This window comes from Microcoleus sp. F4-D5 (genome assembly GCF_036704885.1).
In the GTDB taxonomy this organism is placed as follows: Bacteria; Cyanobacteriota; Cyanobacteriia; order Cyanobacteriales; family Microcoleaceae; genus Microcoleus.
In genome coordinates this window covers 98,033-112,182 of sequence record NZ_JAUBSX010000003.1, presented here as the reverse complement: position 1 = coordinate 112,182, position 14,150 = coordinate 98,033, and the positions used below count along the sequence as shown (strand labels likewise).

Genomic DNA, 14,150 nt, shown 5'->3' with positions numbered 1-14,150 from the left:
GTGAACTTTTTGATAAGGACTTCACTCCTTACTACTAACTGTTATTTTACAGAGGCAAACCATTCGGTAACACCTTGGGCGATCGCCTCGGCTAACTTCTTTTGTTCTGTCGGATTCACAATCCATTCAAACTCTTCGGGATTGATCAGAAATCCCAATTCCATTAAAACAGATGGAGCAACGGCAGGACGAGTCATTGCTAAGTTGTTCCAGAATACACCATAGCTCGGACGGTTCAACTTGGCAACTAAATAATTGTGCAAAAACATTGCCAAACTGTGCGCTTGCGGGTGAAACCAGAAAGCGCCGACACCTTTAGTATTAATCGCGTCGCCGTTATCGGGCAAAGCATTGTAGTGAAGTGAAATTGCGATCGCAGGTTCTTCTTTTTGAATCATTTCCACCCTCGGCGGCAAATCCAAATCGACATCTTCTACCCGCGTCATTAGCACGTTCGCGCCGCGATTTACCAATTCATCTCGCACCAATTTCGACACTGTTAAAGCTACTGTTTTTTCCCTAATTCCCACTGGACTCACCGCACCTCCATCCTCTGGCCCGCCGTGTCCCGGATCGATGAGAACCTTAATTCCCGACAGCGGCTTTGCTTGCGACACAGGCATCATGCTTGTATTTGCCGGCGGGTGTTTTAAAGACAGCACTAAAGTTGTGCCCTCGTATCTCAATTTATAGCCCCACTGCTGCGCTGATTTGAGATTAAAAGTGTATTGTACTTGCAGCGGCGAGATTTGTTGCCATTCCAAACGCGAAATTACCGGGTCATCCTGGACGCGAATAATGTCAGTTTGAGCGGTAGTATTGTACAGCGTTAAAGTGAAGGTGCGTTCTCCTTCTTGCACGGTGACTGGGACGGGTATTTCTAAGGGAAATAAGACCTCTGTCCAGCCGGAAACTTGACGCGAACTGGCGCTGCGAATAATCGATCGCGGAGGCACTGAATCCTGGACAATTCGCACTTCCGAGGCTTTAATCCAAGCACCGTAATCGAGTCTGACCCATTCTCCATCGCGCCCGATAACTGTTGCTCGTGTTCCCTTGGGCAGCGGTGTCATTCGAGAAAAATCTGTACTCGCCCCGGTTCTAGCGACACCAGGATCTGCTGTTACTTCAGCTATTTCTAAGTCAGCCGGAGAAAGAATAGAAATCTTGCCAGTACCCTGCTGGCTGATAGTTCGATCGTTCATTGTTAGCTCAAATAAAGGCACGCCTAAATCAACTGTTTCTCCCTTAGATGAGAGGGCGTTCTCAGGAGTTTTACCGCAGCCTTGATACTGTTCGCTGCCGCCTTTTTCGATCGGAGAGTTTTCACCTAACAGTACAGATTTGTTGTCGGGTAGTTCGACTTGCGATCGCGCTTTTAAAGGAATAGTAACGCCGGCCAATTTTACCGCAACTCGAGCATTGGCAGGTGCGATCGCCCCAAAGCAAATATATTCGCCCGGCAAACTCGCCACATCGACTTTCGGCGTCAGGGAATCTTTAGCAAAAGCCAATCCTGCAGGGACTTCCGGCTGATTCGACTGGCGCGTCACCTTAATTTTGACTTCCTGATTTTCGTAACGCAAGGTAAAGACATTTTCGCCGAGTTGCAGCGGAAAAGTCGGGGCGAAATGCCCGGATGCGGTGCGCGAAATTTGGTTGCCATTTACCAAAACTTGTCCCGGTGCGGGCGCTGTGCCGATTAAAAAGATGCGATCGGCTGTAGTTTTGTGGTTAGTCGGAGGATAAGCAACAAACAAAGGTTGAGCCGCGACAGCTACAGAGGCGATCGCCATTATCATCCCGAACACAACTAATCCTAAAAATTTTCTCATTCTAAATAGCAGCTAATTGAGAACCTGTTTGTTCTTTTTACTATACTTCCCCAATTCTATCAGGTTTATAATTGCAAATTGTCTAAATTACCGGGTAAAATCTTTAACTTTTAATTCCGAGGTGTTTATCCACAGTCGATCGAGGCGATTCGCCGGCATCGTCAAATACAAAACATCTCCCGCACTCAAACAACAATTCAGCAAATCCCAACCGTGAATAGTTTGACAATTAGTTTCCACATACAAAGGCACAAAATCAGCAGACATAGCAGCATCTTGAATGCGGTGGCCGCAGAAAGGATGTGCCGGTGTAATCAATGTACCCAAAGCAACCCAAAGACGATCGGCAGTCATCCCGTTGCCCAAAATTCGCCCTCCAATAGCTGCCGCCGCGAAAGCAGGTGCCGCCAATTCCGTCGAACTCAACACAGATTCAAACTCAAAAACTTGCTGCACCATCAGAGCAAAATGAGAGTCTTGATTGCGGACAATAACTGGTAGTTTTGGTGCTAATCCTTTAGCACTTAAGGCAATTTCTAAATTAGACATATCGTTGCTAGTAACTGCCAAAAGAGATGCCGCTTGCTTAATATTAGCAGCTTCTAAAGTGGCGGGAACACTAGCACTTCCTTGAATAACCGGAATTTTGAGAGAGCGAGCCATACTTAAAAACCGACAGTTCGGATCTTGCTCGATCGCCACAACCTCAAAACCATTAGTGTGGAGTTCTTTCGCAATTTGTATTCCCGTGCCGCCGAGTCCACAAATTATGTAGTGACTGCGCCCTGGAACTCGCGCTACATCCCAATATTCAGTAAAGCGAGTTCCCAATACGTAGTCGTTGAGCAGTGCGTAGCAAATGCCGATGATACCTGCTCCAACTAACATCATGACAACTGTAAATAGTTTAATGCTTTCGGGAGCTTGTTCAGCCACTTTTTCATGGCCTCCTGCTCCGGTAATCATCCCTACTGAAAAATAGAGAGAATCAACAATTGAGATATTATCGTCAACACAAATATAGGTAGCAGTAGCAACTACAATCATTGACAGCAGCGTCAGTAGAACAATTACTGTTGCTTGGCTGTGCTGCTGAAATCGGCGCAGGTTAGTTAAGGTTTTGAGCAGTGTTTGACTTAAATTTTTTCGGGGGCTGCGCACAGTTGGCTGAGTGGCAACAATTAGCCGATCGCCCTGCTGGCATTGCTGCTCGGCAAGCACCGCCGATACTAAATCAATTTTGTTAGCAGCCGGCAGATAATAAATCAACATTCGCGAACGATCGTTCCACAAATCGCTCAACTTTCGGCCTTTCCAAGCATGATTTTCATCGATATATTCTTCGTGAATCGGCCAAGTGCGATCGAACAAACGCAAATGTCCGATCGCCTGACTTCCGAGAGCAGCAAAGGCAAAAACCGGAGCAGCCAATGATGAAACGCTCATGGAAGTGTGATCGGGCAAAGTGCGATCGAGTCTGTCGCCCAAGCTAGTATTGAACAATCTGTTGATAATGCGAATCCTCGGATTGAGAATCCTCGCCTGCATCAAAACTGCCAAATTCACAGCATCATCGTCTCCTGCAATTACTAAAGTATTAGCGTTTTGAATGCCCGCCGCCAACAAGGTAGAAGCTGCTTGCAAATTGCCGACAACTACATCAGAAGTTTCGCTGCGAATTGGGCGATCGCTAATACCAACCACAATCGCTCCTTGCTGTCTCAACAAACAAAAAATCTTGTGTCCCGTGTGGCCCAACCCGCAAACAATGATTCGAGGTTTCATAAAAAGTTATTTGCCAGCCAATTTCCGAGCTGTCCTTTGTAATTTTACTTACCATTGTTGACTCTCCTGGCTTTGTAAAATGTAGCTAAAAACACTATCTAGGATGCTTGTGCAGCAGTGGTCTCGAAGTTTTGAAACAAGGAGAGGGCAGTGCGATGCCTCTACAGCCGCGTTGCCAATTTTTGAAAAAAAGACACCGCACTGCCATGTACCTACAGACATGAGGTGCAACTAACCTGATTTAATTTTTGAAAAGTATCCGGGTGCGACAGCCAACCAGCAGAATTGGAATAGGTAGGGACACTGCCCTGTCCCTATAACTATGACTTCCTACATAAATTTAGCTGCCTTAGTGGCGGGAATTATTATGAAATTGACTGCACCCTTATTAGCATCCGCTGTAGTTTTCACCGGTACTGTCGCCTTTGCAAGCCAAGTGCAAGCAGCTCCAGCCAGCAACTCTTGGAATAGCACTAGAACAACATTTCAGTGCGTTACTTCCGGTCGCAATTTTGTGACAATTGCGCGACGCGGAAATGTCACGACCGATCCGATGATTCTGTGGAAATCTACCGAGTTCGGCCGCGAATATACACCTTGGCAGCGCTGTCAAATTGTTTCCAATAGATTGACCAAAGCTGTTGCTCAGAATGGCGGAAGATTGAGCAACTTGCAGTTAACAACAGGAATTGTTAATAACTTGCCCGTAGTTTGTTACGTGAACGGACGGGGGCGCTGCAACTCTCAAAATCTGCTGTTCACCCTAGACAAGCGAAATGCTAAAAATCCCGGTGATGCTTTAACGAGATTGATTAATTTTGCCCAAGACGGCGGTGGGCCAGTTACAACGTTCAGAACAGGAACTCAATCATCTGCACCGCAGTTTGTTCCCTTTGGAGATATGGTCGATCGAGCTTTTAATTCTCCAAACAAGAAACCGTCAGTTCCTGTAGCAAAACCGCAGGGCGATCGAGGTATTTAATAGCCGCGCCTCTAACTTGCACCTGAAAAATTTTGAAACTATTGTGGGGAGTAGGGGTTGGGCTTCTAGCCCGCCCCTATATATTTAGACTAAAAAAACTACACTGTCACCCCTTCAATCTTCTCATCTGTCAACTCATACAACTCTCGCAACTGCTGTAACTTATCCGCATCCGGCTGCCACAAACCACGCCCGTTAGCCTCCAACATTCTGCCGACAATATTGCGAAAAGCTTCAGGATTAGCCTCCCGCAACTTCTTCGCCATCTCTTCATCTAAAGCATAAGTATCAGCCGCCTGATCGTACACCCAACTATCAGTAAAATCAGCCGTTCCGCCCCAACCAATTAATGCCGTCATCCGCTGCGAAATTTCATAAGCACCGCCAGAACCTTGATTTGCCATCGCGTTAGCCCACTTAGGATTGAGCAACTTAGTTCGATATTCCAAGCGCAGCAAATCTTCTAAATTGCGAGGAGTTGTATCCTGAGAAAAACTTTCTACAAAACTCGTGTTAACCTTTTTGCCGCGCTGCTTTTCTGCGGCTTTCTTCAAACCGCCAGTATTCGCATAATACTCTTGAATATCAGTCAAACCGTATTCAACCGAATCAATTTCTTGAATTATGCGATCGCACCCTTGCAACAACTGAGTCAAAACCTCCGGCCTCGCTTCCCCCTTATCCTTCCTCCCGTAACTAAAAACATTGCGACTTTCCCAAGTTTTCCCCAACTCATCCCCCGATTCCCAACTACCATCAACAACCCTATCGTTAACCAAAGAACCAAAATCCCCAGCCGGATTAGAAAACAACCTTGCCGAATAATTCTGCACACCTTTTGCCTGCAAAGTTAAAGCGTGTTTGCGAATAAAATTCTCCGACTCCGGTTCATCAGCATCCGCCGCCCGCACAAACAAATCATCCAACAATTCAATAATATTCACAAAGCTATCACGGAAAATACCCGAAAGATTTCCCAACACATCAATCCGGGGATGACCGACATCAGCTAACGGTTTTAACTCATAGCGAACAATTCGTCCAGTACCTTCTTTAAGAGGTTCAGCCCCCACCAATTCTAGCAGAATTCCAATAGATTCGCCCCGCGTTTTAATCGCATCCAAACCCCACAGCATCACCGCCACAGTCTCAGGATATTTACCCTGTTCTTTAACGTGCTTCTCAATTATTTTCCGAGCAATTTCGCGGCCCCTTTCATAAGCAGCAGGAGAAGGCATCCGATAAGGGTCTAAAGCATGAATATTCCGACCAGTTGGCAACACCCCAGCCCCATCCCGCAACAAATCCCCGCCCGGTGCCGGCAGAATATATTCCCCATTCAAACCCCGCAAAAGATTAGTCAACTCATCCGTAGTTTGCAACAACAAATCCCTAACTAGCAAGCCCTCCTCAAAAACCTCACCAAACCCCTCTTCTGGCACAGGCATCTTGCCTGTGCTTGTTTGCGAAACAATTGCTTTCACCTGTTCCTCCGACAACCTATCCCCAAAATAAGCCTCAAGATAAGAGGTCATTTCCTCAGAATTAGGCGGTTCCCCGAGAACGTGCAAACCAGAAGAAAACAAGCGAGATTCCACCACCTGCAAATACTCGTATAGCTTCACAAGATAGCGGTTAAAAGCATCAGCACTGAACATTCCCACATTTTCAAAACTAAAAGCAATCCCCAACTTTCGAGCATCCTCAAACGGACAATCAGCCTCCAAACCGCTATCTAAAACCTTCTTGCAAATAGCCTCTTTCAGCACATAATTCTTTGCAGTATCTTCCCGATATTCCGCAATCAAATCCCGCAAAGCCATCAATTCCTTGTACAAACCAGCGCGGCCGTAGGGCGGCACGTTGTGAGAAATCAAAACACCGTAACCGCGCCGTTTTGCCAACATCGATTCCGAGGGATTGTTGGCGGCGTAGATATAAAGATTCGGCAAACTTCCCAACAGAATATCCGACCAAGAATAGCCTGTATTTCCCAGAGGCGATCCCGGCAACCATTCCACAGTGCCGTGCATTCCGAAGTGAACCACAGCATCAGCTTGAAAATCATTTTGCAGCCACTTGTAAAAAGCAGCGTATTGAGGGTGAGGCGTCAAATCGCGATCGAACATTAAGCGCATCGGATCGCCCGAAATTCCCAGCGGCGGCTGCAAACCTATCCAAACATTGCCCAGTTGAATGCCACCGATTTGGAACTCGTCGCCGTCTGTCTTAATCCCAGTACCAGTCAGAGATTTCCACTGTTTTTCGATACGGCTTGTTAACAGATAGCCCAGCCATTTCTCCAGAGTTTTAACATTAACAGTATTGCCGTAAATTCCCTCCGTATCTGCGTTCATCCGCGTTAATCCGCCCCCATCTGCGGTTGCAGCATCATCCGCCTCTTTCACCCTGCGAATTAACTCCTCCCCGTCAGCCGGAATTTCTCCAACTGTATAACCTGCTGCTTGAAGTTTGTGCAGGAAATTTAGCAGCGATTTCGGTACATTTAATAAAGCCGCCGTACCCGCCGCACCGTAACCGGGAGGAAACCCGTAGAGAATAATCGCAATTTTCCTTTCAGATGGCGGAGTTTGACCTAGTTTCACCCAATTGTTAATTCTACTTGTCAGGCGTTTCGCGCGATCGGGAACCAGATAAATATCCTCACCCACCAAACCGCCCAGGGGAACAGGATCGATCGCGCCATCCAACTCCGGCAAAGCATACAATACCACACTTTGCAAACCTCCAATCCCCTGACGAGTCCAAGAATGGATATCCTGAATCAGTAGAGGTGCGGACACAAAATAAGGTACATTTTTAGCAGTTAAAATCCGCTTGGCAACTTCCACCTGCCTTCCACCCTCCATCGAACCAGCAGGCCCGCCAACCAAAGGAAAGCCAATAGTAGAAACAATCGCATCAACTTCCACAGCATCTTTAGAAAGCGAAAGAGTTTCAATATTGCCTTGTTTTCGCCGCGCAGTTTCATCAGCAGTCGTCATCCAATCCCGCACAGCCACATGGCCTTCAACCCCATTGATAAAAATCGGCAAAGGCACAATTCCTGCATCTTCAAAATAGCGAATTAATTGAGGAATATAAGGCTGCTTGGTGATAACGTGCTTGCGGTAAAGCAAAAGTCCTACCACAGGGGATTTTACTGGATTGGAATTAGGGAAGCCATTGGTTCTAAATTTTGTGGAACGGGCATCTTGTCCGTTATAACCCTTTCTATCCAGATGTCTGGCCTCTTTTGTGGAACGGGCATCTTGCCCGCTTCTACCCCTTTGATTACCGAGATACCAATCTAAATATTGCCGGGGCGATTCAAAATAACCATTATAATCAGGATGCAATAAACCCATATTGGGAGTTTCCACAGGCGGCGGAATTTCTGCAACCTTCAGCCCCAAATACTTTTCGGCAATAATCCAAAACATCGAGACAACATTATCCGCACCGCCCGCATTCCAGTAACCATAAATAATCAGCCAGTTTCGCAAATCCTGCACTTTTTGCACCGGCACATACTTTAATAACTTCGGCCCCACCTTCAAAAAACTGATATAACCAGCCAGCTTATCTTCTTCTCGCCCGTTGCTGAACTTATCCAGAATAAACTTAACCGGTTTCGGCATTCCCTTCGGCTTGTCGCCAATTTTAAAAGCGCCGATTTGAGTAAGACTCATCAATTCCAAAGCAGACTCAAAAACCAGGCGGATCGGGATATGTTGCACCCTTTCTCGCAGCCACATTACCGCATCGTAATCAAACAGCAAACTCCCGAAAAACACATCAGCATTCGAGAGGGCGGCTGCTACAGCATCGGGTTCATCTGCGAGGGCGCGATCGCTAAAAACCCGCACTTCCAATCCCTGACAGCCAGAAACAGCCAACTCGGCAGCTTTGCGGTACAAATCAGCATTAAAAGATTCAAACCCTGCAATTAAGACAATGCGTTTCACAGCCCGACCTCGAAATATTTATTGATTGTAGCCTGTTTTAATTAGGTTATATTATATTAGATAGCATCCTCGGTGGGGGTGGGGCGGGTTTAGTAGATTTCTGGTGTTGTATTGCAGACCTTGGCGAACCCGCCCCTACATTACCAATTATCAATTATTAATTCCTAATTTCCGTCGCAACTCTCATAAAATCTAAAATCTAAAATCTAAAATCTAAAATGGTTCGACTTCCTCCCGCCATAGTTATCTTAGGTCAAAACAGCCAGCCGATCGCCAAAAAAATCTCCGCACATTTCCCCGGTTCCCAGATTTACGGTTTAATCGATCGCACCAACGACACAGACATCAACTTTAGCAACTTCGGCGAAACATTGCGGGAATTATTCGCAACACAAACCCCAATCATCGCCATCTGCGCCGCCGGAATTATCATCCGTACCCTCGCCCCGCTGCTGTCAGACAAACGCGCCGAACCCCCAGTTTTAGCCGTCGCAGAAGACGGAAGCGCCGTCGTACCGCTGCTGGGCGGTTTGCACGGCGTTAATGATTTGGCCAGAGAGATTGCAGCAGCCCTAGGCGTACAGCCTGCAATTACCACAACCGGAGATATCCGCTTTCGCACCGCGCTGTTGAGTCCTCCCCAAGGCTATTCTTTGGCGAATCCAGAGGACGCGAAGACTTTTATTTCAAATTTGCTCGCCGGGGCACAAGTACGCCTAGAAGGGGCTGCAAGCTGGCTTTCCGAGAGCAATTTGCCGTTAGCGAAGCCCGCCCCTACGGGGACTACGCCAACGCAGAGGATCGCCCCCGACCCAAAATTGACCATCCGCGTCACCGAAAAAGCAATTGCGCCAACGCCCGATTGTTTAGTTTACCATCCGCAAATTGTGGCAGTTGCACTCGCAAAGCTATCGAATATTGAGCCGGAAATAGCGGTTTCATTAGTGCAGCAAGTCTTGGAAAATGCAGGTTTAGCAGCAGCTTCTGTTGCGGGATTTTTTGCATTAAAAGAGGAGATGGGAAATCCGGCACTTGAAGCAGTTTCACAATATTTCAAAGTCCCCGTCCGCTTTTTCAATCTCTCCGAACTTGTCGAATTAGACTCTATTGAATTCATCGAAAATCAGGCCGCACAAATTGCCCTGACAGCAGCCGGTGCAAACAGTCAGTTAATCGAAGGCGATCGCACTTTAGCCCTGAATTGCGCGATCGCCCTAGCCGCCCAACCCCTAGATGCTAGCGCGATCGGAGTTAGCCGCGGCAAACTGGCGATCGTCGGTACCGGCCCCGGAGGCGCGCCCTGGATGTCCCCGGAGGTTAAGGAAATTCTGCGCGAAGCCACGGATTGGGTGGGTTACAAGTTCTATCTCGACTTAGCCGGAACTATGCGGGAAGGGCAAAAGCGGCACGATTCCGACAACCGCGAAGAGATCGATCGCGCCCGTTTTGCCCTAGATTTAGCAGCATCAGGCAAATCTGTCGCCGTCGTTTCGTCGGGAGATCCGGGTATTTTTGCGATGGCGGCAGCGGTGTTTGAGGCGATCGACTTTGATGCCAAACCCGAATGGCAAGGCATCGATATTCGTGTGGCACCGGGCATTTCAGCCATGCAGGCAGCCGCTGCTGCGATCGGAGCACCCCTCGGACACGATTTTTGCGCGATTTCGCTTTCGGATATTCTCAAGCCTTGGGAGGTCATTGAACAGCGGATTTCGGCCGCTGCGATCGCAGATTTCGCGATCGCATTTTACAATCCGATCTCAAAACAGCGGATTTGGCAACTCTCCAGGGCGATCGAGATTTTGTTGCAAAGTCGCGATCCTAAAACCCCGGTCGTACTAGGGCGAAACCTCGGTCGGCCCGGTCAATCTGTGCGGGTTTGCACCCTCGGCGAATTCCAGCCGCAAGATGCAGACATGAGAACTTTAGTGATTGTCGGTTCGAGTCAAACTCGGATTATTCCCCGCAAATATGGAGATGTTTGGGTTTACACGCCGCGCAGGTACGAAAAATAAGTAAAGCAGCAAAAACTTCGGAAATCAGCAATTGACTGACAGCTAATTGACTTTGAAAAAGAGATATTTTGTTCTCGCTGGGCGGAGTCTACTTTAACAAATAGCGGCGGATCGATCGACCTGTTATTTCATCTCATAGCGGTTACTGAGATTGAGATGCGATCGCCTTTGATTACAGAAATCCTCGGTACTGAGGGCTATCGGCTTCCTGAAGCCGAGTTTTTCTTGCAGGCATCGATCGTCGAATTTAGATATCGATTCAACCGTAGTAAGGATTTCAGCTTCATTTTTGGATCTCTATAATTTACTTCTCAGAAAACAAATATTTTTATGTAGCCACAATAAAATAGACGGCGATCGAGCTCTGCTAAATTCCTTAATCTTGCAGTAATCTTACGGTAAAAAAAAAGAGCGCCTTCACCGGGATGAGTCTTCTCTATCTGTAGATATACTGAAAAAAGGTTTTTTTTGATAGCATACCTTTAAACCAAGGTTAAGAAAACGGTTAAAAGAAGATGAAATTCCAAATTCCTCTAACTCCAGGATCTGTAACCCAGTTACTGCTGCGAGTGGTGGCCTGTCTAGTTGTACTATCTTTCTTAAGTCAGATGACTATGTACTTCTTGCCGGATTACCCGTCTAGAGACTACTTAGCAAAGGCATTCAACGTTGATTACGAGCGGAACATTCCGACCTTCTACTCATTTTTGGCATTGCTGTTTAGTTCTCTCTTGCTGAGTGCGATCGCCTATGCGAAAAATTTGGATAGCTGTCGCTACAAGCATCACTGGAAAATTTTATCATTCATATTTTTATATATATCTTTAGACGAAATTGGTCAATTGCACGAAAAATTGATTGACCCGATGCGAAACCTGCTAAATGCCACAGGATTTTTTTACTTTACTTGGATTGTGCCGATGGGTTTTCTGGTAGCGATATTTCTTGTGTCCTACAGTAAGTTTCTGTTCCACCTTCCTGTTTCAACGAGAAAATTGTTTGTTGCAGCCACCGCTCTTTATATTGGAGGAGCAATCGGAGTGGAAATGCTAGGGGGATACATAGTTTATACAATAGGACCGGGGAATATATCCTACGTGATGTTAACGACCATTGAAGAGTTCTTAGAAATGCTGGGCATCGTTGTATTTATCCACGCCTTGATGTCATATATCAAGACATATTTAGGCGGGGTAAGTTTGAATATTTCCATACAAGGAAAAAACACACCAGTTACCGAGCATCAAAATATCGGCTTACCTGCCCTTAGCGAACCAGCAAACAGAAAGCTATTAAGGTAAATCACTTGAAACCGGGTTTGATGGACGACGAAAATACTGCACTTGGGTCTTTAATCGCAAAAAACAACCCGGTTTATTTGGTTCTACGATCTTCGGCGCACCAAATGACTAATATGTAAGCTACTTGCTGCACCAAACGACTAATTAGACGTAGAACAGCTTAGTTCACAGATGACATCCTCACCTTTATCAGAAAATCGCTAAGAGCAACTTTTGCATTAGGATTTGACGGCAAATGACTTGTAAAACTCGCATCTTCTAATATATTAATTAGCCGATCGCGCTCTTGCTGATAAAATTCAATATCTGTATCTTCCAGCACTGATTTTTCCTCCCCAGCCAGCTTGCGATCGATCAGATCGGGAATATACGACAATTGGAATTTATCGTTAAGTTTCACCAAATTCGCCTCGACTTCTCCGGTTTGCATCAAGTGAATCCCAGCCAGCAACACCCGGTAAACGTACAGCAGCGGCTTAACCCGACGCGGGTGTTCTTTCTCAAACAATTTCCATTGAGTTTTAGCAAAACCGAGATAGTGGTGGCTGTGGTGCTTGGTTATGCAGTTAGAGGCGATATCCTTTAATTCCTCGTGTTCCTTTGTAGTGTAAACTATGAGCGGCGAATACAGTTGTTCTAGCACGTAGCCGTTGCGCTTCAACAGCATCTCAAAAAATTTCTTGATGTCGTGAGTTACTAAATCTAGTTGCATTCCCTCCCGAACTTCAGAAACTTCGATTGTTTCTTCTCCAGAAATCAGTCCAATTACTTTCGGTAGCGGTAAGATGTGTACTCCCCGCAAGTCGAAGTCAGAATCTGCGGAAGGAAAGCCGTATAAGTGCGAACCGCTGACAGTCGCAAACAGCAGCGGATAAGGTTGAAATGAGATAATTTGGGCGAGATGCGAGATGTATTCTGTCATTTATTCAACAACATTTTATCTATGCTTATTTCAATTCCGGTTAAACAATCGCAAATACCTGTAGGGGCGGGTTTTACCAACTATATATGTCTCAAATTAACGATCTCGTAAACCCGCCCCTTTTAGCCGATCGCACCTCTACGCGCTTCAATCAAAAACTGATTAGCTTTCTCGTAATTAGGACGTTCTGGTAGCTTAGTTGCAGCAAAAGCGCGATCGAACTCACCGTGCAAACTCAACCGCCAGCGATTCACCTCATCCCAGGATATTTCTTGGTTGCGGATAGATAGCAATTGCGATCGATAATCCTGCACCCGAACCGGCACAAACCCCTCCTTGAGCACCGTAATTCCTGACAGCAACAAGCGAATTAAGTGCATCGCGTGCTTCCAACGAATTTCCCCGGTATTCCGGAGGTCTTGCTCCATCTTTTTAAATTGAGATAAAACGTAGCTATTGTAAGTTTGATAAACCAATTGAGAAAGAAAGATTTCCTTAATTTCCAGCAATTCTTGTGCTACGGGAGAAACTGTTTCTACTAAAGGCGTGTACAAACATTCTAGCACATTTGGATTAGCTTTTAGTGCCAAAACCAGAAACTTTTGCAGTTCCCAATAGCATTCCTGATTTTCCTTGTTCTCCAATTGTTCTGGGATGCCGTAAAGCGACCAATGAAGTATTGCGGGCGGCAGGTAAATCCCGCGTCTGTCTGTATCGGATTGCTCGTTATCAAGACCGTAGGCTCTAGAACCAAGAATGCAGCGGTAAATTACAGAATCGTAGAGGTTGTATTCTGCAAGAAAATCTCCTCCTGACTGCAATCCTTCGCTCTGAAACTGCTTGCGGATACTGAGTTCGTGCCGCCGCAGACTAACTTCTGTTCCGTCTGGGAGTTTAACTAAATATGCGTGGGAATTGTCCGTAGGCGATTGAACGATGACGCCTACTAATCCCGGTTTCCAAGATTGAGCGCCTGCGGGGTTTTTGACCTCGATTTTGGTGACAATTTGGGTTCCTGCGGGGATGATTAAGTTGAAATTTTGAGGAAGATTGGCATTTGCCATGAGGAAACCTCCTGCGGGGCACGAGCTACGATATTTATTGTAGCATATGTGTAGTATATAAGGGAGTTTTGGGCGATTCCCTACCCTACCCTACGGGAACCCCTGCGGGAAGATAGCTTCGCTTCACGCAGATTTGGCCTTGTTGAAAATAGCCTAATTCACGATCGATTCTGCAAAAACAGAAACAGAAATAATTAAAGAATCTCCCTCCTCAGATAGGATGCGCTGGCTTTTAATGGAAGGTGGGGCTGGATGAGATTTATAATCTGTTATAGGGA

At 46.4% G+C, this 14,150-nt stretch carries 9 protein-coding genes; 4 read left to right on the top strand and 5 right to left on the bottom strand.

What is annotated here, in order from left to right; translation table 11 throughout:
• Window positions 1-41 precede the first annotated feature (41 nt).
• On the bottom strand, window positions 42-1,835 hold the full coding sequence (locus QUA80_RS02660; protein WP_333421154.1) for an N-acetylmuramoyl-L-alanine amidase: 1,794 nt from the start codon (window positions 1,833-1,835) through the stop codon (window positions 42-44).
• An 87-nt stretch (window positions 1,836-1,922) separates the two neighbouring features.
• Window positions 1,923-3,620, bottom strand: a complete 1,698-nt coding sequence (locus tag QUA80_RS02655; RefSeq protein ID WP_333421152.1) for an NAD(P)-binding protein — start codon at window positions 3,618-3,620, stop codon at window positions 1,923-1,925.
• 322 nt (window positions 3,621-3,942) lie between these two features.
• Here QUA80_RS02655 and QUA80_RS02650 point away from each other — a divergent pair, with 322 nt between their 5' ends.
• On the top strand, window positions 3,943-4,602 hold the full coding sequence (locus QUA80_RS02650; protein ID WP_333421150.1) for a COP23 domain-containing protein: 660 nt from the start codon (window positions 3,943-3,945) through the stop codon (window positions 4,600-4,602).
• 98 nt (window positions 4,603-4,700) lie between these two features.
• Here the strand turns inward: QUA80_RS02650 and bchH are convergent, their stop codons facing one another.
• Window positions 4,701-8,570: a magnesium chelatase subunit H gene (gene bchH / locus QUA80_RS02645; RefSeq protein ID WP_333421149.1), complete on the bottom strand. Its 3,870-nt coding sequence runs from the start codon at window positions 8,568-8,570 to the stop codon at window positions 4,701-4,703.
• A gap of 218 nt (window positions 8,571-8,788) precedes the next feature.
• Here bchH and cobJ point away from each other — a divergent pair, with 218 nt between their 5' ends.
• From cobJ to QUA80_RS02630, 3 genes are all read left to right on the top strand, one after another.
• On the top strand, window positions 8,789-10,585 hold the full coding sequence (gene cobJ, locus QUA80_RS02640; protein ID WP_333421147.1) for a precorrin-3B C(17)-methyltransferase: 1,797 nt from the start codon (window positions 8,789-8,791) through the stop codon (window positions 10,583-10,585).
• 156 nt (window positions 10,586-10,741) lie between these two features.
• Complete coding sequence (locus tag QUA80_RS02635; protein WP_333421145.1) at window positions 10,742-10,888, top strand: hypothetical protein; 147 nt, start codon at window positions 10,742-10,744, stop codon at window positions 10,886-10,888.
• Window positions 10,889-11,100: 212 nt separating this feature from the next.
• On the top strand, window positions 11,101-11,886 hold the full coding sequence (locus QUA80_RS02630; RefSeq protein WP_333421144.1) for a hypothetical protein: 786 nt from the start codon (window positions 11,101-11,103) through the stop codon (window positions 11,884-11,886).
• Window positions 11,887-12,046: 160 nt separating this feature from the next.
• Here the strand turns inward: QUA80_RS02630 and QUA80_RS02625 are convergent, their stop codons facing one another.
• Window positions 12,047-12,808, bottom strand: a complete 762-nt coding sequence (locus QUA80_RS02625) for a nucleotidyltransferase domain-containing protein (RefSeq protein ID WP_333421142.1) — start codon at window positions 12,806-12,808, stop codon at window positions 12,047-12,049.
• A gap of 122 nt (window positions 12,809-12,930) precedes the next feature.
• Window positions 12,931-13,872: a DNA polymerase beta superfamily protein gene (locus QUA80_RS02620; RefSeq protein ID WP_333421140.1), complete on the bottom strand. Its 942-nt coding sequence runs from the start codon at window positions 13,870-13,872 to the stop codon at window positions 12,931-12,933.
• Window positions 13,873-14,150 lie beyond the last annotated feature (278 nt).

Bases quoted from the DNA above. Each gene is read 5' to 3' on its own strand.
- QUA80_RS02660 (WP_333421154.1), bottom strand. From the start codon at position 1,835: ATGAGAAAATTTTTAGGATTAGTTGTGTTCGGGATGATAATGGCGATC.
- QUA80_RS02655 (WP_333421152.1), bottom strand. From the start codon at position 3,620: ATGAAACCTCGAATCATTGTTTGCGGGTTGGGCCACACGGGACACAAG.
- QUA80_RS02650 (WP_333421150.1), top strand. From the start codon at position 3,943: ATGACTTCCTACATAAATTTAGCTGCCTTAGTGGCGGGAATTATTATG.
- cobJ (WP_333421147.1), top strand. From the start codon at position 8,789: ATGGTTCGACTTCCTCCCGCCATAGTTATCTTAGGTCAAAACAGCCAG.
- QUA80_RS02635 (WP_333421145.1), top strand. From the start codon at position 10,742: ATGCGATCGCCTTTGATTACAGAAATCCTCGGTACTGAGGGCTATCGG.
- QUA80_RS02630 (WP_333421144.1), top strand. From the start codon at position 11,101: ATGAAATTCCAAATTCCTCTAACTCCAGGATCTGTAACCCAGTTACTG.
- QUA80_RS02625 (WP_333421142.1), bottom strand. From the start codon at position 12,808: ATGACAGAATACATCTCGCATCTCGCCCAAATTATCTCATTTCAACCT.
- QUA80_RS02620 (WP_333421140.1), bottom strand. From the start codon at position 13,872: ATGGCAAATGCCAATCTTCCTCAAAATTTCAACTTAATCATCCCCGCA.